16 protein-coding genes are annotated in these 20574 nt (G+C 61.6%); 5 read left to right on the top strand and 11 right to left on the bottom strand.

Going from position 1 to position 20574, the window contains the following annotated elements; translation table 11 throughout:
• Positions 1-73 precede the first annotated feature (73 nt).
• From ACWHXD_RS05615 to ACWHXD_RS05605, 3 genes are read left to right on the top strand one after another with little or no spacing between them, the layout of a single operon-like run.
• Complete coding sequence (locus tag ACWHXD_RS05615; protein WP_192901618.1) at positions 74-2509, top strand: fimbria/pilus outer membrane usher protein; 2436 nt, start codon at positions 74-76, stop codon at positions 2507-2509.
• Positions 2510-2520: 11 nt separating this feature from the next.
• Positions 2521-3660: a DUF1120 domain-containing protein gene (locus ACWHXD_RS05610; protein WP_050499445.1), complete on the top strand. Its 1140-nt coding sequence runs from the start codon at positions 2521-2523 to the stop codon at positions 3658-3660.
• A 23-nt stretch (positions 3661-3683) separates the two neighbouring features.
• Positions 3684-4328, top strand: coding sequence for a DUF1120 domain-containing protein (locus ACWHXD_RS05605; RefSeq protein ID WP_032893461.1), 645 nt, complete (start codon positions 3684-3686; stop codon positions 4326-4328).
• Here ACWHXD_RS05605 and ACWHXD_RS05600 read toward each other — a convergent pair.
• The 6 genes from ACWHXD_RS05600 to ACWHXD_RS05575 all read right to left on the bottom strand — a co-directional run bounded on the left by ACWHXD_RS05600 (position 4325) and on the right by ACWHXD_RS05575 (position 10773).
• Positions 4325-5590, bottom strand: a complete 1266-nt coding sequence (locus ACWHXD_RS05600; RefSeq protein WP_138761339.1) for a CynX/NimT family MFS transporter — start codon at positions 5588-5590, stop codon at positions 4325-4327. The two genes, ACWHXD_RS05605 and ACWHXD_RS05600, sit on opposite strands and share 4 nt — an antisense overlap.
• Positions 5580-6239, bottom strand: coding sequence for a FadR/GntR family transcriptional regulator (locus ACWHXD_RS05595; protein ID WP_032893463.1), 660 nt, complete (start codon positions 6237-6239; stop codon positions 5580-5582). Before ACWHXD_RS05595 ends, ACWHXD_RS05600 begins: the two co-directional genes overlap by 11 nt.
• A 365-nt stretch (positions 6240-6604) precedes the next feature.
• Positions 6605-7369 carry an amino acid ABC transporter ATP-binding protein gene (locus tag ACWHXD_RS05590; RefSeq protein ID WP_003188759.1) on the bottom strand — a complete coding sequence of 255 codons (765 nt, stop codon included), beginning with the start codon at positions 7367-7369 and terminating at the stop codon, positions 6605-6607.
• A gap of 10 nt (positions 7370-7379) precedes the next feature.
• Positions 7380-8477, bottom strand: coding sequence for an amino acid ABC transporter permease (locus tag ACWHXD_RS05585; RefSeq protein WP_003188758.1), 1098 nt, complete (start codon positions 8475-8477; stop codon positions 7380-7382).
• A gap of 10 nt (positions 8478-8487) precedes the next feature.
• Positions 8488-9669 (bottom strand): amino acid ABC transporter permease, encoded by a 1182-nt coding sequence (locus tag ACWHXD_RS05580; RefSeq protein WP_098949510.1) that lies wholly within the window; start codon positions 9667-9669, stop codon positions 8488-8490.
• Positions 9670-9741: 72 nt separating this feature from the next.
• Positions 9742-10773, bottom strand: coding sequence for an amino acid ABC transporter substrate-binding protein (locus ACWHXD_RS05575; protein WP_044271982.1), 1032 nt, complete (start codon positions 10771-10773; stop codon positions 9742-9744).
• 346 nt (positions 10774-11119) lie between these two features.
• Between ACWHXD_RS05575 and ACWHXD_RS05570 the strand changes: the two genes are divergently transcribed.
• Together ACWHXD_RS05570 and rhlB are read left to right on the top strand one after the other, a co-directional pair.
• The gene (locus ACWHXD_RS05570; protein WP_138761338.1) at positions 11120-11776 is read left to right on the top strand and encodes an alpha/beta hydrolase; all 657 of its coding nucleotides are present in this window, start codon (positions 11120-11122) and stop codon (positions 11774-11776) included.
• Between the two features lie 95 nt (positions 11777-11871).
• On the top strand, positions 11872-13338 hold the full coding sequence (gene rhlB, locus ACWHXD_RS05565; protein WP_032893471.1) for an ATP-dependent RNA helicase RhlB: 1467 nt from the start codon (positions 11872-11874) through the stop codon (positions 13336-13338).
• Between the two features lie 132 nt (positions 13339-13470).
• On the opposite strand, the gene moaE is transcribed toward rhlB, so the two are convergent.
• The 5 genes from moaE to ACWHXD_RS05540 form a co-directional block, all read right to left on the bottom strand.
• Positions 13471-13920: a molybdopterin synthase catalytic subunit MoaE gene (gene moaE, locus ACWHXD_RS05560; protein WP_138761337.1), complete on the bottom strand. Its 450-nt coding sequence runs from the start codon at positions 13918-13920 to the stop codon at positions 13471-13473.
• Positions 13921-13922: 2 nt separating this feature from the next.
• Positions 13923-14165, bottom strand: coding sequence for a molybdopterin converting factor subunit 1 (gene moaD / locus ACWHXD_RS05555; RefSeq protein WP_014717016.1), 243 nt, complete (start codon positions 14163-14165; stop codon positions 13923-13925).
• Positions 14162-14635 carry a cyclic pyranopterin monophosphate synthase MoaC gene (gene moaC, locus ACWHXD_RS05550; RefSeq protein ID WP_032893473.1) on the bottom strand — a complete coding sequence of 158 codons (474 nt, stop codon included), beginning with the start codon at positions 14633-14635 and terminating at the stop codon, positions 14162-14164. The genes moaD and moaC overlap by 4 nt, the downstream gene beginning before the upstream one ends.
• A gap of 181 nt (positions 14636-14816) precedes the next feature.
• The gene (locus tag ACWHXD_RS05545; protein ID WP_138761336.1) at positions 14817-18545 is read right to left on the bottom strand and encodes an autotransporter domain-containing protein; all 3729 of its coding nucleotides are present in this window, start codon (positions 18543-18545) and stop codon (positions 14817-14819) included.
• A gap of 296 nt (positions 18546-18841) precedes the next feature.
• Positions 18842-20236 (bottom strand): PhoH family protein, encoded by a 1395-nt coding sequence (locus tag ACWHXD_RS05540; RefSeq protein ID WP_003188745.1) that lies wholly within the window; start codon positions 20234-20236, stop codon positions 18842-18844.
• Between the last annotated feature and the right edge of the window lie 338 nt (positions 20237-20574).

Below are 20574 nucleotides of genomic sequence, written 5' to 3'. Positions count from 1 at the left end.
AGTGACGGCTTATTGATCGTCACCAGAACGCCCGGCCCACAAGGCCTGTGCGTTCACTACTCGAGTACCTTGCGTGAAAACAGTATTGAGTTACCGTGACGGCGAAGCCGTGCCCGCTCCCTCTGCCAGCCCTGCCCTGGTGCTGGCGTTGCTGCTGTGTGCGCTCATACCGGCCAAGGTGTGCGCCGAAGTTTCCAGCCCGTCCAGCTTCGATGCCCAGACCTTGCAACAACGTGGTATCGACCCACAGCTGGCCAGCCTGTTGCTCTCCGCACCGCGTTACGCGGCCGGGCAACACACCGTCAACCTGCGCGTCAACGGCCAGCGCCGTGGCCGGCTGGCGGTGAACTTCGATCAGCAAGGCAAGCTGTGCTTTGACCGCGCCTTGCTGGACGCCGCCAATCTGCTGCCGCTCGGTGAAATCGAGGGCTGCGATGATTTTCTTGCGCGCTACCCGCAAACCCTTGTGGAGCCAGACCCGTCGACACTGACGGTGTCGCTGGTGGTGCCCACCGACGCCCTGCGCCCCGTGCAGCAGGATATCTCCGGCTACGAAACCGGCGGCTTTGCCGGGCTGCTCAACTACGACCTCAGCGGCTTCTACAACCGCTTCGGCGATGACGCCAGCCGGTTTGGCTCGGCCAATACCGAGGTGGGGTTCAATGCCGGCGACTGGATCGTGCGCAGCCGCCAAGTGCAGACCTGGCAGGATGGCCTGTCACGCAGCACCCACCTGGAAGCCTATGCCCAACGTACCTTCGCCAGCCACCAGACGGTGCTGCAAGCCGGGCAAATCAACCTGTACAACCCGGTGCTGTCCGGCGCGCAGATCACCGGCGTGCAAGTGCTCACCGAGCACGCCCTTCAAGAACAGGGCCAGGGCGCGCTGATCCAGGGCATCGCCAACAGCCCGGCCCAGGTAGAGGTTCGCCAGAACGGCGCGTTGATTCATTCCACCGTGGTGCCCGCCGGGCCCTTTACCCTCACCGATGTGCGTCGCTTGAACACCCGCTCGGACGTTGAAGTCACGGTCAAGGAAAGCGTCGGCGCTGAACGACGCTTCACCGTGCCAGCGGCCATGCTCGGGCTCGGGTTACCAGCCCCGGGTTACTCCGTGGCAGCGGGCCGAGTGCGTAATGTGAGCGATGCCAAAGGCGAGGATCCGTGGGTAGTCAGTGGCGGCTGGACCGGCACCTTGCACCCGCAATTGACCCTCGGCACGGGCGTGCTGGCGGCCAGTCAATACCGCTCGGTGGGCGCCAGCCTGGGCTGGTTGCCGTGGCTGGACAGTCAGATCCAACTGTCCACGCAAGTGTCCAACAGCCAGGCGCAAGAAAAAGTCTCCGGCGTACAGACCGATCTGTCGTGGTCCCAGCGCCTGGGTGAGCAGTGGTCGATCAGCGCCGCCAATTCCTGGCGCAGCATCGGCTATCGCGAACTTGAAGAAAGCACTTACGCGCGCGACGACAACAACCGGGATTCGCGCTACCGCGACCAGCAAAGCCTCAACCTGGGCTGGTCCCATCCACGTCTGGGTGCGTTCAGCGCCGGGGTTTCGCGCTCGGCCAATTTTGCCGGTGACAGCAGCAGCCGTGCGCTGGCCTCCTGGGGCACGAGCATCGGTGCGGTGTCGTTGTCGGCCAGCGCCGAATGGCAAATGGGCGGCGACCAGCAGCAGGACAACGCGGTGTACCTGAATATCAGCGTACCGCTGGGCGAGAGTCGCCGGCTGCGCAGCTGGGTGCGCAATTCCGGCGGCGAAAACCGCACCGGCCTGGGCCTCACCGAACAGATCGACGACCAACTCAGCTACCGCGTCAGCGCCGAACACGACAGCAGCGACCATCAAGTGGAAACCACCCTGGGCATCTCCGCGCTGCCACGCTACAGCCAGCTGGATGTCAGCTACAGCCGCTCCGACGCCGAGCGTTCCAGCTATCAAGGCGGTGCGCGCGGCGGTGTGGTGCTGCATGGCGACGGTATGACCTTTTCCCCCTACCCGGTGCGCGACACCTTCGCGCTGGTGTCGGTCGGCGACATGAGCGGCATCAAGCTCAGCACCCCCAGCGGCCCGGTGTGGACCGACTGGCAAGGCCAGGCCGTGGTGCCGCAGGTCGCCGCCTACGGGCGCAGCCCGGTGGAAGTGCAAACGCGTTCATTGCCGCGCAACGCCGATATCAACAACGGCCTGGCCATGATTTCGGCCGGCCGTGGCGCCGTGGACCGCGTCGAGTTCGGTGTCGGCCTGACCCGCCGCCTGCTGCTCACCGTCAGCAACGACCAGGGCGCGCCGCTGCCGGCGGGTGCCTCGGTCAGCAGTGCCGACGGCGAGTTCATCACCCTGGTGCAGGAAGGCAGCCAGGTGTTTCTACCCAATGTGCTGGGCCAATCGACGCTGTGGATAACTACGCCCCAGGGCAGTCGTTGCCAATTGCGTTATTCGCTGCCGGAAAAAGCCGACCCCTCGGTGTACTTCGAAACGGCCCCCGCACGCTGTCACGCACCTTGAGGATTCCCGCCATGCCCCTTGCAAGCTGTTTGCGTCAACTGTGCCTGGGGCTGTTGGTCGGCGTCGCCGGCACAGCCCAGGCTTTTGAAGAATGCCAACTGAACGTCAGTGAACCCTTGCTGGATTTGGGCCTGATGAGCCGCCTGGCCCAGAACGACAGCGCACCGCAACGCCTGCTCGGCGAGCGTCGACTGAGTGTGACCGTCAGTTGCCCCCAGGCCGAAGACCTCAGCCTGTTCTACCGGGCGCAAGCTGCCAACCCACAGCGCTGGCAGTTTACCGAGCACGGCAGCTACGCCATTGAAGTCGGGAATGCGCTGCTCGACGGCCGCGCGGTGGAGCTGGGTGTGCTGCCCGCCGTGGGGCAGGCGCCCGTAGCCACCGGCAGCGTCATGCAATGGCGACCCGACCACGGCATCGCACCGGTGGAACGGGGCGTGGTGCTCAACGGAAAAACCCTGGCGCTGCAATTGACCCTGCGCGCCTGGGCCGACCCTGCCGCCACCCAAGTACGCGATGCGACCACCTGGGAAGTCGCCGGCATGTTGTATGGCCCGCGCCACGGGCGCTACCGGGAACTGACACTGCGTGCGCACTTCGCGCCTATCGCCTGCCTGCCGAGCTTGTCCGACCAAGGCGTGGTGGACTACGGCACCCTGTACGCCAAAGACCTCAACGCCAGCACTGAAACACCGCTGCCCACCCGCACCTTGCGCCTGAACGTGACCTGCGACGCGCCCATCCGCTTCGCCCTGCGCATGAAGGACAACCGCGACGGTTCGGCCACGGGCGGCACCGATGAAACGGCCTATGGAGTGGACCTGGATGCCAGCCGCAACAAGATCGGGCGCTTTTACCTGACCATCGACCCGGCCGAATTCAGCGCCGATGCCTTCCCCACGCTGTACCGCACCGACTCCACCAGCAATGGCGTGGCGTGGAGCAGTTCCACCGCACGGCAGATCCCCATGGCGGCCAACAGCATCATGGGCTTTAGCGACAAAACCGGCGTTACCACAGGGCCAGTCGCCCTGCAGACCCTGACCGGCACGATGCGCATCAAGACGTACCTGGCGCCGATGCAAACCCTGGACTTGCGTGACGTGGTGCACATCAACGGTTCCGGCACGCTCGAAATCGTCTACCCCTGAGCCCCCTGTAAGGAGTCCCTCCCATGAAAACCCGCATCCTTTCCAGCCTGTTGTCACTGGCCTGCGCGCCCTCGGTGCTGGCCGCCTCGACGGTAGACCTGAGCGTCCACGGCCTGATCGTCCCCGCCGCCTGCATGCCGCAGCTTTCCAGCGGTGGCCTGATCGACTACGGCAAGGTTGCCCAGCAAGACCTGAACCTGGAGACCGCCACGCGCCTGCCCTTGAAGACGCTGCATGTCGGCATCGCCTGCAATGGCCCCGTCCGCTACGCCCTTCGCATGCGCGACAACCGCGACGGTTCGGCCATGGTCAACAGCGAGATTTACTACGGGCTGGGGTTTGATAGCAGCGGCAACCGCCTGGGGGTTTACTCCATGACCTTCGACCCGCGGCAAACCCAGGCCAGCAACACCGCGCAGGTCTATGGCACCGAGTCCACCACCGGTGGCCTGGCGTGGCGCACCTCCAATCTCAACCCCATCGATATTGGCTCGCGAAGCTACCTGGGCTTTACCGACGTGGAGGGCAGCGTCAGTGGGCCCACGGCCATCGGTACCCTGGGGGGCAATGTCACGGTGCAGACCGTGATCAATGCCCGCCAGAACCTGGACCTGAGCGTGGAAACCCCGCTCGATGGCTCGGCCACGCTGGAAGTGGTGTATCTCTAGACCTTCTCGCTGGTGACCTGCACATAGCGCGCACGCCCGGCGCCCAGGCCGGCCACGATGGCACCCAGGCCGATCACCGCAAAGATCCAGCCAATGGCCGTCCAGCCGCCGGTCCAGTCATGCACCAGGCCGACCGCGAACGGGCCCATCGACGCCAGGGTGTACCCGATGCCCTGGGCCATGCTCGACAGGTTGGCCGCCACATGGGAATCGCGCGAGCGCAACACGATCAAGGTCAGTGCCAGGCTGAAGGTACCGCCCTGCCCCAGGCCGAGCACAATCGCCCAACCCCACAGGCCCTCCAGCGGTGCATACAGGCAACCGAACAGCCCGCCGAGGGTCAGCAGCATCACCACCACAATCGCCAGGCGCTGGTCCTTGCCGCGCGTCGCCAGCCACGGTGCGGCCAGGGAGCTGAGCAGTTGCACGATGATCGAGCCCGACAGCGCCAACCCGGCTTCGGTCGCGCTCAGGCCACGGCCGATCAGGATCGACGGCAACCAGCCGAACACGATGTAGGCCAGAGACGATTGCAGGCCCATGTACAGGGTGACCTGCCAGGCCAGGGGATCGCGCAATAAACCCTTTACACGATAGGCCACACGATGGGCTCCGTGCTTCTGCCCGACCTGGGGCAACCAGACCAGGGCCGCCACCAGGGCCGGCAGGATCCAGAAGCCCAGGCCGATTTTCCAACTGTCGCCAAAGGCGTGGCTCAGAGGTACGGAGGCGCCAGCCGCCATGGCGGCGCCCAAGCACAACGCCATGGTGTAAACACCGGTCATGGCCCCGGCCTGCCGGGCGAAATCGCGCTTGACGATACCCGGCAGCAACACGCCGATGATGCCAATGCTCGCCCCGGCAACCAGGCTACCGAGGAACAGCCCCACCTCACCGAACGAACTGCGCAGGATGATTCCGGCGGCCAGGGTCAGCAGGATACCGAGCACCACGCGCTCGGCGCCGAAACGTCGTGCCAGCATCGGCGCGGTGGGTGCAAACAGGCCCAGGCACAGCACCGGCAAGGTGGTCAGTAAACCGGCCTTGGCGGCAGACAAGCCCAAACTGCTCGAAACCTCTGCCAGTAACGGCGACAGGCTCGACAAGGCCGGGCGAAGGTTCAAGGCCACCAACACCAGGCCCAGCAACAGCAGCCATGGCCGAACCACGCTCGGCGGCGCCTGCTGCACGCTGTCGTCGTCAGCTTCGGCGTCGATCAACAGTTCTTCGAGTTCGGTCTTGCGTGGGGTTTCAGGGTTCATTGATCAACTGCCGGCAGAGGGATTTGGCGCGGTCCGGGTCTTGTTGTTCCACCGCATCGAGTAGCGCTCCATGCAGGTCGAACACCGCCTGGCGTCGCGGTGAGCGGTTCAGGGTCTGGCGCAGTTGCGCGCCGACAATGGCGGAGAAATAGTGGTACAGCTCGCTCAAGGCCGGGTTGTGCGCCGCGTCCACCACGTGCTGGTGGAACGCCAGGTCGGCGCTGATATAGGCCTCCAGGTCACCGTGATACCGCTCGGCGCTGAGAGCGAGCGCCTTGCGCAATGCCGTAAGGTCCGCTTCGGTACGACGCAATGCCGCAAGGCCGATGGCCTCCACTTCCAGAATCTGACGCGTCTCCTGCGCTTGCTCCAGCGTGCAATGAGACAGCGCCCGCATCGTGCCCAGCGGATCGGTCATCGAACGCAAATAGCTACCGTCGCCCTGGCGAATGTCGATCAAGCCCGAAAAGGCCAACACCCGCATGGCTTCACGCACGGTGTTCCGGCTGATCCCCAGCTCGGCGGACAACTCAGGCTCGGTGGGCAGGCGCTCGCCGATCGCCCATACGCCCTGAGAAATGCGCAGGCGCAGTTGCTCCAGGGCCTGGTCAACCAGGGAGCGTTTGATCAGCGGGGCGATGTCTGTCATGGGATTTGCGCTTTCGTCCAATCATAGGATGAATTTTCCTACAGGCTATTCGGAGTTGCCTACAAAGGCAACGCACTAGGGTTCTTAGGCAGGAAAAGGAGCAGTATTTTCGATTGAAAATTACCCTCAGAGGGTAATTATTGGACGCAGGTGTCTTATGGAAAAGTAGAAAACCTTATGGCGGCCCAAGCCTCCTGAACCATGCCGTGTAGGAGCGAGCTTGCTCGCGAAAAACGTCAACGAGAACGCGTGTTTCCTGATTGAACGCGGCGCCTGTGAGTTTCTCGCGAGCAAGCTCGCTCCTACAAAAATCCTTGACTGAACGGCATTAGGCTACCAGGCCGGGTTTATTTTTTAACGCTCCATCAATGCAGTATCTGGCTCAAGAACAACCGGGTCCGCTCATTCTGCGGGTTGTCAAAGAAGTCATTCGGCGCCGCCTGCTCGACGATCTCACCCTTGTCCATGAAGATCACGCGGTTGGCCACGGTGCGGGCAAAGCCCATTTCGTGGGTCACGCACAACATGGTCATGCCGTCTTCGGCCAGGCCGATCATGGTGTCCAGTACCTCTTTCACCATCTCCGGGTCCAGCGCCGACGTCGGCTCATCGAACAGCATGATTTTTGGCTTCATGCACAGCGCGCGGGCGATCGCCACGCGCTGTTGCTGGCCACCTGAAAGCTGCCCCGGAAACTTGTGGGCCTGCTCCGGAATGCGCACGCGCTCCAGGTAATGCATGGCGATTTCCTCGGCCTTGCGCTTGGGCATCTTGCGCACCCACATCGGCGCCAGCGTGCAGTTTTGCAGGATGGTCAAATGCGGGAACAGGTTGAAGTGCTGGAACACCATGCCGACTTCACGGCGGATCGCTTCGATCTGCTTGAGGTCGTTGGTCAGCTCCACGCCATCGACCACGATGCGGCCTTGCTGGTGTTCTTCCAGGCGGTTGAGGCAGCGGATGGTGGTGGACTTGCCCGAGCCCGACGGGCCGCACAGCACGATGCGCTCGCCCTGCTTGACGTTGAGGTTGATGTCTTTCAACACGTGGAACTGGCCGTACCACTTGTTGACGCCCTGCATCTGGATAATGCCTTCAGGGCTCACAGGCTGTTTGATTGCTTCGCTCATCAAAAAACTCCTAACGCTTGTGGCCAGTGTCGAGCTTGCGTTCCAGATGCATGGAATAGCGCGACATACCAAAACAGAAAATCCAGAACACCAAAGCGGCGAACACGTAGCCTTCAGTGGCCATGCCCAGCCATTTGGGGTCGGCGGCGGCTTGCTTGACGCTGTTGAGCAGGTCGAACAAGCCGATAATGATCACAAGGCTGGTGTCCTTGAACAGGGCAATGAAGGTGTTGACGATCCCAGGGATCACCAACTTCAAGGCCTGCGGCAAAATCACCAGGCCCATGCTGCGCCAGTAGCCCAGGCCCATCGCCGCAGCGGCTTCGTATTGCCCCTTGGGAATCGCCTGCAGACCACCGCGCACCACTTCGGCCACATAGGCCGACTGGAACAGGATCACCCCGATCAGCGCCCGCAGCAGCTTGTCGAAGTTCATGCCCTCGGGCAGGAACAGCGGCAGCATCACCGACGACATGAACAGCACGGTGATCAACGGCACGCCGCGCCAGAACTCGATGAAGGTCACGCAGACCACCCGAATGGCCGGCATGTTCGAACGCCGTCCCAGCGCCAGCACAATGCCCAGCGGCAAGGCGCCGGCGATGCCCACGGTGGCGATCACCAGGGTCAGCATCAGGCCGCCCCATTGGCTGGTCGCCACGTTGCTCAGGCCAAACACGCCGCCGTGCAGCAAGCAGTAGGCAATGATCGGATACAACACCAGAAAGCCCAGGCCGTAGATCGCCTTGCGTGGGAAACGCGAGATGAACAACGGCGCCACGCCGACGATGGCCAGCCATACCGTCATGTCCACGCGCCAGCGCAGGTCGACGGGGTAATAGCCATACATGAACTGCCCGAAGCGCTGTTGGATAAACACCCAGCAGGCGCCCTCCTTGGTGCAGTCGGCGCGGGTGGTGCCCACCCAGTTGGCATCGAGGATGGCCCAGTGCAGGATCGGTGGCACCACCAGGTACACCAGGTAGATCGCCAGCAAGGTCAGCAGTGTATTGAGCCAGCTCGAGAACAAGTTGGCGCGCATCCAGGCCACCGGCCCGAAGACTTTGCTCGGCGGTGGCATGTCAGGTTTGAACGTATGCGTAGTCATGGGGGTGTCCTCACCGCTCGATCAGCGCAATGCGCTTGTTGTACCAGTTCATCAGCAGGGAAATGCTGATGCTGATCGCCAGGTACACGCTCATGGTGATGGCAATGACTTCAATGGCTTGGCCGGTCTGGTTGAGCACCGTGCCGGCAAACAGCGAAACCATTTCCGGATAACCGATACCGGCGGCCAACGACGAGTTTTTCGCCAGGTTCAGGTATTGGCTGGTCAGCGGTGGAATGATCACGCGCAACGCTTGCGGGATGATGACCTTGCGCAGCGTCGGCCCGGGGCGCAGGCCCAGTGAACGTGCCGCTTCGGTCTGGCCATGGCTGACGGACTTGATGCCCGAGCGCACGATCTCGGCAATGAACGCCGCGGTGTACACCGTCAGCGCCAAGGTCAACGCCAGCAGTTCCGGGATCAGCACCCAGCCACCCACAAAGTTGAAGCCCGCAAGCTTGGGCATTTCCCAATGCAGCGGCGTGCCGAAGAGCAACACGCACAGCGTCGGGATCACCACCAGCAGCGCCAGGCCCGCCCAGAATTTATGGAAAGGAACCCCGGTCGCTTCAAAGCGCTTGTTGGCCCAGCGGGTCATCAGCACGATGGCAACGATGGCGACCGCCAGGCTGGCCACAAACGGCCAGAACCCGTCGGACGCCAGCGCTGCGGGCATGTTCAGGCCACGGCTGCTGACAAAGAAGGTGTCACCGAAGTTATGGCTGTTGCGCGGCCCTGGCATGGTCAGGAACACCGCGAAGTACCAGAACAGGATTTGCAGCAGCGGCGGAATGTTGCGGAACACCTCCACGTACACCGTCGCCAGCTTGTTGATCATCCAGTTGGGCGACAAGCGCGCCACGCCGATGATGAAGCCAAGCAGCGTTGCCAGCACCACACCGATGACGGTCACCAGCAAGGTATTGAGCAGGCCGATCACAAACACCCGGGCATAGCTGTCCGATTCGGTGTAGTCGATCAAGTGCTGCGCGATGCCGAAGCCGGCACTGCGCTCAAGAAAGTCGAAACCCGAGGTGATGCCCCGGTGTTGCAGGTTGGTCTGGGTGTTATGGAACAGGTACCAGCCCAGCGAGACCACTGCCACGATCGTGATGATCTGGAACAGCCACGCACGCACTTTGGGGTCGCTGAAGCTGAGCTTCTGCTTGGGTGCGCCGATTTGATTTTGCATGAAGTGCCCCGAAAATAATGGAACAGAACATCACCCGACAGTTGGCCTACCGGGTGACAGAACCATCAGCGATCAGCGCACAGGGGGTGCGTATTGAATGCCGCCGTTGTTCCACAGGGCGTTCAGGCCACGGTCGATTTCCAGCGGCGTGCTCTTGCCCAGGTTGCGCTCGAACATCTCGCCGTAGTTACCCACTTGCTTGACGATCTGTACTACCCAGTCCTTCTTCACTTTCAGGTCTTTGCCGTATTCGCCGTCGGCACCGAGCAGACGCGCAACGTCCGGGTTCTTGGTGGACTTGGCTTCAGCTTCGACGTTTTTGGAGGTCACACCGGCCTCTTCCGCGTTGAGCATGGCGTAGCCCACCCAGCGCACGATGGCCAGCCACTCGTCGTCGCCATTACGCACGACCGGGCCCAGTGGCTCCTTGGAAATGGTTTCCGGCAGCACCACGTAGTCTTTCGGCGAAGCCAGCTTGCTGCGCTGGGCGAACAGCTGGGATTTGTCGGACGTCAGTACGTCGCAACGCCCGGACTCCAGCGACTTGGCGCTTTCATCGGAGGTGTCGAAGGTGATCGGGGTGTATTTGAGGTTGTTGGCGCGGAAGTAGTCGGAAACGTTCAGCTCGGTGGTGGTACCGGCCTGGATGCAGATGGTTGCACCGTCCAGTTCCTTGGCGCTCTTGACGCCCAGCTTGTTGTTCACCAGAAAGCCGATGCCGTCGTAGTAGGTAATGAAGCCCGGGAATTTCAGGCCCATGCCCGCGTCGCGGGAGCTGGTCATGGTGGTGTTGCGCGACAAGATGTCGACTTCGCCTGACTGAAGCGCGGTGAAACGCTCCTTGGCGTTCAACTGGCTGAACTTGACCTTGGTGGCATCGCCAAACACGGCAGCCGCCACAGCGCGGCAATAGTCAGCGTCGATCCCGAGGATCTTGCCGCTGGCATCCGGCACCGAGAAACCCGGCAGGCCGTCACTCACACCGCACTGCACGAAGCCTTTCTTCTGCACGGCGTCCAGGGTGGCGCCCGCCTGGGCAAAACCACTGACACCCAGTACAGCCGCCGCAGTGACGATGGCCAGGGTGGATTTCAATACCTTCATTACAAACCTCCAATTGCTCTTGTTGTGTCGGAGCTCCAACCTCAGCGCACCCTTATGAGGCGATATCGACCCGTGTTGGTTTTTTTTGGGGCCAAGCAGCATGAGGTTTTTGCGGTAATTCCAGTTGCTTTCCCACGAGCGGCAGTCACTGATAGTGTTACCGTCCTAGGAGAGTTCTGACATCGAGATACACATAGCAAGGCGCGTACCAGAGTCTTGGCCGAGTGGCTGCAACTGCGGTTCAATGGCAAAAGATTCAGCCTTGCGACATTCTCTTAACAGATCAACCTGTCGCGCACCGTTCCGACGCACCTAATCGGAGCGCCCGCCCATCTATGGAGCAAACATGACCGAACCCTTGATTCTTCAGCCTGCCAAGCCCGCAGACGCCTGCGTTATCTGGCTGCATGGCCTGGGCGCCGATCGCTACGACTTCTTGCCGGTGGCTGAAGCCCTGCAGGAAACCTTGCTGAGCACCCGCTTTGTTTTGCCGCAAGCGCCCACGCGTCCGGTGACGATTAATGGCGGCTACGAGATGCCGAGCTGGTACGACATCAAGGCCATGAGCCCGGCCCGTTCGATCAGCCTGGAAGAACTGGAAACGTCGGCAAAAATGGTCACAGACCTGATCGAGACACAACAGAGAACCGGAATAGACACTTCGCGAATTTTCCTCGCCGGTTTTTCTCAAGGTGGCGCGGTGGTTTTCCACACCGCGTTCAAGAAATGGGAGGGACCCTTGGGCGGTGTGATCGCCCTCTCCACCTATGCGCCCACCTTCGATAATGAACTGGAGTTATCCGCCAGCCAGCAGCGTATTCCGACGTTGTGCCTGCACGGCCAGTACGATGAAGTGGTGCAGAACGCCATGGGCCGCAGCGCCTACGAACATTTGAAGGGCCGTGGTGTCACCGTGACATGGCAGGAATACCCAATGGGCCACGAAGTGTTACCCCGAGAGATACACGATATCGGCACCTGGCTGACTGAACGCCTGCGCTGAACCCCGTGTTTATGTAGCCGTATGACAGACGCACTACGCCGCGCCCGATTCTTGCATTACACTGGCCGGCGTACATTCCTTAATCAATTAATGAGATGACCGTGCTCAAAGCACTCAAGAAGATGTTCGGCAAAAGCGAGGCTGAGCCGCTCGCGCCTGTTCCCAGTGCACCTGCCCCCAAGCCCGGCAACCGCAATGACGGTCAACAGCCCGGCCGGAACGCGCCCGCCGCCTCACCGAACACAACCACGGTGACGCCGCCTGAACAGGTAAAGCCTGCCGAGCCGGCCCCGATGCCTGTGGCCAAGCCCCGTCGCGAACGTGCGCCCAAGCCGCCCGTGGCCCCATGGAAGCTCGAAGACTTCGTCGTCGAACCTCAGGAAGGCAAGACCCGCTTCCACGATTTCAAACTGGCCCCGGAACTGATGCACGCCATCCAGGACCTGGGTTTCCCGTACTGCACGCCGATCCAGGCGCAAGTGCTGGGCTTCACCCTCGCGGGCAAAGACGCCATCGGCCGCGCCCAGACCGGCACCGGCAAGACCGCCGCGTTCCTGATCTCGATCATCACCCAACTGCTGCAAACGCCGCCGCCCAAAGAGCGCTACATGGGTGAACCGCGTGCGCTGATCATCGCGCCGACCCGTGAACTGGTGGTGCAGATCGCCAAGGACGCCGCCGACCTGACCAAGTACACCGGCCTCAACGTCATGACGTTCGTGGGTGGCATGGACTTCGACAAGCAGCTCAAGCACCTTGAAGCCCGTCACTGCGACATCCTCGTCGCCACCCCTGGCCGCCTGCTCGACTTTAACCAGCGCGGCGACGTGCACCTGGATATGGTCGAAGTGATGGTGCTGGACGAAGCCGACCGCATGCTCGACATGGGCTTTATCCCACAAGTACGCCAGATCATTCGCCAGACCCCGCCGAAAACCGAGCGCCAGACCCTGCTGTTCTCCGCGACCTTCACCGAAGACGTGATGAACCTCGCCAAGCAGTGGACCACAGACCCGTCCATCGTCGAGATCGAAGCACTCAACGTCGCCAGCGAAAACGTCGAGCAGCATATCTACGCCGTCGCCGGTGCCGACAAGTACAAGCTGCTCTACAACCTGGTCAACGACAACGGTTGGGAACGCGTGATGGTATTCGCCAACCGCAAGGACGAAGTGCGCCGCATCGAAGAACGCCTGGTGCGCGACGGCGTCAACGCCGCGCAACTGTCGGGCGACGTGCCGCAGCACAAGCGCATCAAGACCCTGGAGGGCTTCCGTGAAGGCAAGATCCGCGTGCTGGTAGCCACCGACGTGGCCGGTCGTGGTATTCACATCGACGGCATCAGCCACGTGATCAACTTCACCCTGCCGGAAGTGCCGGACGACTACGTACACCGCATCGGCCGTACCGGGCGTGCTGGGGCTGCGGGTGTGTCGATCAGCTTTGCGGGCGAAGATGACTCGTACCAGTTGCCGTCCATCGAGGCGTTGCTGGGGCGCAAGATCAGCTGTGAGACGCCGCCGACGCATTTGTTGCGGGCGGTGGAGCGCAAGCGGCCTTAAGCTGAAATGCGGTAAAAATGTGGGAGCGGGCTTGCTCGCGAAAGCGGTGAACCAGTCAGTACATCTTTAACTGACAGATTGCTTTCGCGAGCAAGCCCGCTCCCACATGTGGACCTCCAATAGCCTCAGGTCCTATTTCCAGCGATCCGCTGCGGCGTGGTCACTGCTGCGCCCTTCTACCCAACGCGGCCCCTCGCAGGTATTTTCCTTCTTCCAAAACGGCGCCCGCGTCTTCAGGTAATCCATCACAAACGCACACGCCTCAAACGCCGCTTGCCGGTGCGCACTGGCCGCGCCGACAAACACAATCGGCTCACCCGGTTCCAGCGCGCCAATACGATGCAGCACCTCCAGCTTGAGCAACGGCCAGCGCTGCTCGGCTTCCACGGCAATCTTGGCCAAGGCTTTTTCCGTCATGCCGGGGTAGTGTTCCAGGAACATCCCTGACACGTCGCGCCCGTCATTGAAGTCGCGCACATAGCCGACAAAGCTCACCACCGCGCCCACGCCCACGTTGGCCGCGTGCATGGCGTTGACTTCGGCACCGGGATCAAAGGCTTCGACCTGCACACGAATGGCCATGTTCAGCCTCCGGTCACGGGGGGAAAGAAGGCGACTTCATCGCCGGCTTGCACCGGCTCGTCGAGGCTACACAGCTCTTCGTTGCGCGCACACATCAGGCTCGCTTCGTTGAGCACGGCGAACTCCGGGTCAGCAGCCAGCGCGAGGCGTACGGCATCAACGGTGGCGAATTCACCTTCCATTTCCAGCGAATCGAAGCCCACCGCTTCAGCGTAGCGCGCAAAAAACAGCACGTTGATACTCATTGTTCATCCGCCTTGAAATGCCCACTCTTACCGCCCAGCTTTTCCAGCAGGCGAATACTCTCAATGGTCATGCCGCGATCCACCGCCTTGCACATGTCGTAGATGGTCAGCGCCGCGACACTGGCGGCGGTCAGGGCTTCCATCTCCACGCCGGTCTGGCCGGAGAGCTTGCAGCGCGCAAGGATATGCACAGCGTCCGCGCCGTCGGCACGCAGTTCCACCTTGACGCCGGTGAGCATCAACGGGTGGCACAGGGGGATCAAGTCACTGGTTTTTTTCGCTGCCTGGATCCCGGCAATGCGGGCCACGGCAAACACGTCGCCCTTGGGGTGGGCGCCGTCGACAATCATTTGCAGGGTGTCGGGCAGCATGCGCACCCGCGCTTCGGCCACCGCCTCACGGAACGTCACGGCTTTGTCGGTGACGTCGACCATATGGGCGCGACCTTGGGAATCGAGATGAGTCAGCACAGGGATACTCCTGATCAGGAGCAGCGATTGTAAACCTGTGGGTCAAAATTTGCGCAGGGCTGTTTATCCCACCCTGTAGGAGCGAGCTTGCTCGCGAAAAACTCAAAGGCGCCGCGTTTACCCAGGGTGCACGCGTTATCGTTGACGTTTTTCGCGAGCAAGCTCGCTCCTACATTCAAGGTTAGAACAGGAAGGTAAACCCGGCATTGATCCCGTTGTTGTTACCACGGTTGGACAGCAAGCCGCTGTAGTTCAACGACACCAGGGTGTCCTTGGTCAGCGCCATTTGCGCACTGGCCTTGATCACCGCGCCATCCCTGGCCACAGGCACGCTGTTGACGGCGAAGGCCGTGTCACTGCCGGCAAACTTCAGAGAAGCTTCACGATCGGTATCACCAAACTGGTGCTCCCAACCCAGCTCACCGCGCAGGGTCACCGCCGAGGTGGACGTGAGCGGCAGCTGGGTATGGCCACGCACGCCCAGGGTGGAGAGTGTCGCGTCCTGGCTTTGCTGGCTGGCATGCAAGGCTGCGGCACCGCCTTTTTCCTTGAACGAGTCGCTTTGATAGTTCAGGTACGTGAGGTTGGCGAAGGGTTCAAACACGGTCCATTGGGTGTAACCGATCTCGGCAAACACTTGGTCGGTACGCGCGTTGTAGTCGGCCTTGGCATGGTCCGACTGATTGGCATAGGCCACCCGTCGCGAAGTGTCCAGACGGTGCCAGGTGCTGGCACCGCCCAGGCGCAGGGCAATCGCCTCGAAGCGTTTGCCGCCATAGACCGACAGGTGATAATTGTCGCTGTCCGCCGACGCCGACTGGCCGTTGAGGTGGCTTTGGGTATAACCGGTCGCCGCGCCCACGCGCCAGCCGTCGTTCACCTCGGTGTCCAGGCCCAGCAGTACGCCGCTGGTGGACGAGGAGTAGCCGCTGGCGTTGTTGTCACCACTGACGTTGTTGCGCCCCCCGAGCAGTTGTACCCAGCCGCCGTTGTCACGGCTGTCGATCTGCGCGCTGGAGTCCAGTGCCTGCACCTGTTGCAGGCGAGCGTTGACCGCTTCACGCAGGTAGCGACTGTCGGCCATTTGCGCCGCCGCCACATCCGAGTGCAGTTGCCCCGACAGTTGCCTGAACCCTTCCCGCGCCTGAGCGGCGGAATCCGACGCCAGCAGGCTTTCGTAGACCGGGCTGCCAGCGCCCAATGTCTCGGCCACCGTCGCCACCGACCGCTCATTGCGGGTTTGCGCGACGCTGGCGAAGGTGGTCTGGTTGCGGGCTATCGCCAGGGTCAACTGGTTCGGTTGATAGTTGAGCGCAGTGCCAATGAACAGGTAGTTGGGGGCGAACGCCGCAAACTGCCCCTGGATGCCTTGGCTGGCGCTGAGGATAGTGAACTGCTGGCCCAGCAAGCTGCGCGCCTCGGCGGCGGTCAACAGATTGGGGCTGTTCTCCAGGGACACGTTCACCACACCACCGTTGAGAGTCGCCACGCCATTGCTCTGGAGCTGGTCGCTCTGACCATTAGCGCCGACTTCGACGGCATACACCGAACCCGGATTGAACGTGACATCGCCGGTGCGCAGCGTGCCAATCGAATGCCCCGGGGCCACGCGCCCGCCGTTGTTGACGGTCAAAGCGCCCACCGTGCCGTTGCCGGCCAGGGTGCCGCCCAGTGTGGTCATCACGCCGTTATCGGCATTGCGCATGCCCACGGCGCTGCCATCTACCGTCACGGCAGAGGTCAACGCGCCGTCCACCGACAATTTGCCACCGCGTACCCAAGTGCTGCCCGAATAGCTGTTCTGGCCTTCCAGCACCAACTCGCCATCCCCGGACTTGACCAGGCTACCGACGTAGGTGCTGCCAGTGAGCAGGTCCTGGCCGCGGGTGAGTGTTGCCTGCTCGCGAGCATGACCGATGTCGTATTCGAACTGATCATCGGCCGAGGCATTGGCGGGCAGACCATTGAGCCAGCCTTTCTGCGCTTTAGTGGCGGCCCAGGTCGCCTGTTCGGCAGCGTCCTCTAGGCGACGGGCGCGAATGGCTTCATCGGAAATCGGGTTGGCCCAGATATCGCGGGTACCGCTGGGCAACGCCACTGCCACCGCACCGAGGAACTGCCCCGGCCCTTGCATGGCTTTTTGCAGGTTGGGCAAGCCCCAACCACTGACCACACCGGGCACTTGCGGCGTACCCGGCGGCGCATCGTGCACCGGTTGCAGGTTGTCGTAGGTGCGGCCACCGGTCAGCGTGCGAACCGGCGTGTCCGGGCCATCCGGCGCTTGCAGGCTGGAGGTGGTCAGCAACACGTCCCGCGCTTGGCTGGGTGTCATATAGGGGAAGCGCTGCATCACCAACGCCAAGGCGCCGGAAACGCTCGGCGCGGCGGCCGAGGTGCCGTTGGCATTCGGGATAATTTCGCCCTCGGGGCCGGCAGATGGAATGCCCGACACGCCCATCACACACCACCATTTTGAGGTACCGCAGCGGTTGTAGACCTGGGCACTGGTCTCGTCATAGCCCGTGATCGAGAGAAACTTGCCTTCGATATCCGGCTTGAAAAACGGCAGGTTCGCGTTGGTGTCCGGGTTGGCGCCGTGGCTGTCGTTGCCCGCCGAGATGATCTGGATGAACGTGTTTTGCCGGGCCGCATCGGCCATGGCGTCCATCCAGGTTTTGTGCCCGGCGTGGGCCTTGTCCCAGAACGGGCGATAGGCGGCGGTCATGTCCTGCAGGTTTTGCGCGGCGCTGTCGCCGACGTTGCCGAAGTGGTTCTCCACGTCATCGCGCGAGCTCTGCCCCCAACTCTGGTTGACGATCGCCACGTTCTTCGCCGCCAGGGCGTTGTAGCTGGCCATGAATGCGTTGTAGTCGAGGTCGTTGGAGCCTTGGTAGCGGTCGTTGTCGCTGCCGCCGGTGTTGGCGACAAACAGGTTGGCGTCAAAAGCAATGCCGTGCATACCGGTGCCGTTGCGGTTGGCAGCCAGCACCCCGGACATTTCCGTGCCATGCCCGTCGTTGAACGCCGGGTCGTATTCCCCAGGGATGCTGAAAGGCTCACCCTGCTTGAACTCGCCGCTGGGTACTTCAAGGCGGTAGCGCGGATGGGTGGCGTAGTACTCGCCCGTGGAGGTCACCGCCTGCACCCGGTCCTGGCCCTGGGCATTTTTGCCTTGGAACTCGGAGTGTTCGGTGAGGATGCCCGAGTCGAGTACGCCGACATTCACCCCCTTGCCGGTGATGCCCAAGGCATAGGCGTAATACGCGTTGGTGCGGTCCAGGCCGGAATTGACCTGAGCTTCCGGGGTCTTCCAGGTTTGCGCGTTGGCACTCCAGTCACGGGTTGCGCCAGCCCAAGACTGGCCTGCGTTCAACTGCCCGCTCAGGTTGCTGCTCACGCCCGGCTCGACGTAGGTGTAAGGCTTGGCGGCCGGCAGGTTGGCGATAATGGCCTTGGAGAAGTCCAGAATATTGGTGGTGTAGCGGCCGCTGTTGCTGAACAGCCGGCTGCGGTAGTAATCCAGGCGCGAGGCGTAGTCCAGTGGCCGACGGGTGTCGCCGAGCATGGCGCCAATGGTCAAGTTTTCGGGTTGCAGCTCATAGTTTTGCTTGAGGGCCGAATCGAACTTGCCGGACTGGGCCGCGAAGTCCTTGGCCGCAAGATCGACGATATCGGCGTAGGCAAACCTGAGGTTTTTGTACACGGCAGTCTCAGGGCCGAATGAGGCGACGGCTGTCCTGAACGCCGATTCCAACACCTGCGGGGTGTAAGGGTTGTCGTCTGCCCTGGCCACGGAACCGTGGCCCAGCCATAAGGCCAGGCCGAGTGCTATGGGTGTGAGGGGTGTGGTCTTGAAACGGGGGGTGCGATTGCGTTGCGACACAGTGAAGCCATTACCTGCTACGTCCATTTTCCTTTCCCTTTGGATATGTGCGTCATCAATGAGCGGTGTTTCGGGCTTTTGTAATAGGCAGGGTCACGGTGAAAACCCTGGACAGGTTTTCTAAACGTTCGTCGAATCAAGGAGGTGGTGTTCCGACGGGGTCTTGCAGTGTTCTTATAGTTTTTACCGCAAGAAAAAATGTAACAAAATAATTACAGAGACCACAAGCACCCGGGACGCGTTAACGCAGGCAAATGTCGCACAAAACAAAAAACCCGGACTTCGTGAAAAATCCGGGGCTTTTCGTCGCAGGTTCGCTGTAGTTACAGATGGGACTCGGCGTATTCAGCCAGAATCGAACGGGGTACCCCTTGCAGCGCAATGTGCACGCCGTTCGGGAAGTCTTTGAAGCGTTCCGTCAGGTAAGTCAGCCCGGAGCTGGTCGCGGACAGGTAAGGGGTGTCGATCTGCGCCAGGTTGCCCAGGCACACCACTTTGGAACCGGCGCCCGCACGGGTGATGATGGTTTTCATCTGGTGCGGCGTAAGGTTCTGGCATTCATCGATCAGAATCAGGCTTTGCTGGAAGCTGCGACCTCGGATGTAGTTGAGGGATTTGAACTGCAACGGCACTTTGCTGAGGATGTAGTCGACGCTGCCATGGGTGTTTTCGTCATCCATGTGCAAGGCTTCGAGGTTGTCGGTAATCGCCCCCAGCCACGGCTCCATTTTTTCCGCCTCGGTACCGGGCAGAAAGCCGATCTCCTGGTCCAGGCCCTGCACGCTGCGGGTGGCGATGATGCGGCGATAGCGTTTGGTGACCATGGTCTGTTCGATGGCAGCAGCCAGGGCCAGGATGGTTTTGCCTGAACCTGCGGCGCCGGTCAGGTTGACCAGGTGGATGTCCGGGTCGAGCAGCGCGTAGAGCGCCAGGCTCTGGTAGATATCGCGTGGTTTCAGGCCCCAGGCTTCCTGGTGCAACAGGGGTTCCTGATGCAGGTCGAGGATCAGCAGCTTGTCGACCTGGATCTCTTTGATCCAGCCCACAAAGCCCTGTTCATCGACAATGAACTCATTGATATGCACGGCCGGTAGGTTGTCGATCAGCTGTACCTGGTGCCAGGTGCGGCCGTGGTCCTGACGGGTTTCGACTTTGCTCACACGGTCCCAGAACGAGCCGGTCATCATGTGATAACCACGGGACAGCATCGACACGTCGTCGACCAGTTGGTCGGTGCTGTAGTCCTCGGCAGCGATCCCACACGCTCGTGCCTTGAGGCGCATATTGATGTCTTTGGTCACCAGCACCACGCGCAGGTCCTTGTCGCGCGCATGCAGGTCGATCAATTGGTTGATGATTTTGTTGTCGTTCAGGTTTTCCGGCAGCAGGCTGTTGGGCTCGCTGCGCTTGCTCATCAGGATCGACAGCAAGCCCTTCGGGCCGCCCTTGCCACGCTGGATCGGTACGCCGACCTCGACGTCCTCGGGCGAGGCTTCACCCAGGGTCTTGTCGATCAGGCGGATGGCCTGGCGGCATTCGGCGGCAACGCTGTGGTGGCCGCTTTTGAGTTTGTCGAGTTCCTCAAGCACGATCATCGGGATGGCGACGTGGTGTTCTTCGAAGTTCAGCAGTGCGTTTGGATCGTGGATCAATACGTTGGTATCAAGCACATAAAGGATTGGCTGGTCGGAAGAAGGGTTACGTCCATGATCATCCATACTCGGTCACCTTTGTGGGAGCCATTCGACGCAATACCTGGGCGGTGCTGCGCCTCGATTCGACCACCGATTGCACCTTGAGTAAGGTCAAGTGCAGTGCCCACAGGAGGAGTCTTGGAAGACGCCACCTGTGCTGCAGGTTTCGGCGATCTGACTTCGTAATACCGCAAAACCCATGACAGGAAAAAGCACTTTGACGCTTTTTTGAAGTTTATTTTTCAGGATGACGAATAGCACTAGCCGAGTGCCATGTACCCCGTTAAAGTCGGAAGTCCGCCTGCATCGAAATGTCGCAGCAAATCGCCCCGAAAACACCCCATCCCTAGCAAAGCCGGGCA

The sequence above is a fragment of the Pseudomonas fjordensis genome (genome assembly GCF_976987115.1).
The sequence above is the reverse complement of the archived record's forward strand: the minus strand, read 5'-3'. Positions and strand labels throughout refer to the sequence as shown.